This is a genomic window from Magnetospirillum moscoviense, assembly GCF_001650635.1.
Lineage (GTDB): Bacteria > Pseudomonadota > Alphaproteobacteria > Rhodospirillales > Magnetospirillaceae > Magnetospirillum > Magnetospirillum moscoviense.
Genome location: NZ_LWQU01000089.1, coordinates 1 through 980, shown reverse-complemented (window position 1 = coordinate 980; position 980 = coordinate 1). Strand labels below are relative to the sequence as shown.

Sequence of the window (980 nt, the reverse complement as noted above, 5' to 3'; positions counted from 1 at the left end):
TTCGCCACCGAGGTTGGCATAACCGACTGGATTAGAAACAAGCGCCCAATCCGTGGTGGCTACGCCACCGGAGTAGGTGCAAGCCCAACTCGGTCCGGTCGGCGTCCCGGTGCCGATCGCCTTGGCGTATGCCGATCCGTCCGGCCGCTGCCAGTTCTGGTATTTGGTGGTCTGGGTATAGGCGTTGCAGGCCTCGTAAAGGATCTGGCCGTTCGGCTGGTCCCCGGTGCTGCTCAGGACATAGGGAACCTGCGGCGCCCCGGCCAGAACCTGCGACGACGCCACGGTGTAGGGCGAACCCGACACCGTGATGGTGACCGTGGTCAGCGGATAGGACCACAGTTGGTCGTCGTGATGCTGATAGCCGGTCTCGGTGACTTCATGGGCATAGGTGACGGCCGAATTCTGGCATTGAGTGACGTATTCCCGGCTGCCATTGGCCTTCAGGTAATAGAAACGTTCCAGGCCATATGACATGCCGGCATCGAGGTCGTGGGTCCAGGTGGCGGGATTGTTGCACCCGTCCTTGGTCGGCAGGATCGCCTGGGTCGAGGTGTCCGGGGTGCATTCGGTGATGAATTGCGGGGTGCCATCGACGGTGATGCGCTTCCTGGACTGCAGGGTCACCGTCTTGGTCGTCATGTTGGTGACCGGCGTGCAGACATAACCGCCGGCAAGGTCGGTGTAGACGACCTCGTGCGCAAAGGTCCGCCCGGTGTCGGCGCACGGCGCGGCCTGATAGGTGATGCCGCCCCGGACAGCGGCGCCACGCTTTCGACGATGAACACCGTGCCTTCGACACGGGTGTTCACCAGCTCGTCGATTTCATCGATGGTGACGAAACCCGACGCCAGTTCCATCCCGTCCCATTTGCGGCCATAGCGGATGTAGGTGAAGAAGTCGTCGCGCCACACCGTTTCCGGCTTCAGCGAATCATCCGATCCCCACAGCTTGTAGTCGGCCCAGCCGTGGAACTTGGC

2 pseudogenes are annotated in these 980 nt (G+C 62.1%); both read right to left on the bottom strand.

The window, feature by feature from the left end:
• Positions 1-642, bottom strand: a pseudogene (locus tag A6A05_RS04275) (hypothetical protein); the annotation flags it as partial.
• Positions 639-980: pseudogene (locus tag A6A05_RS04270) on the bottom strand (TrbG/VirB9 family P-type conjugative transfer protein); the annotation flags it as partial. The pseudogenes A6A05_RS04275 and A6A05_RS04270, both read right to left, overlap by 4 nt.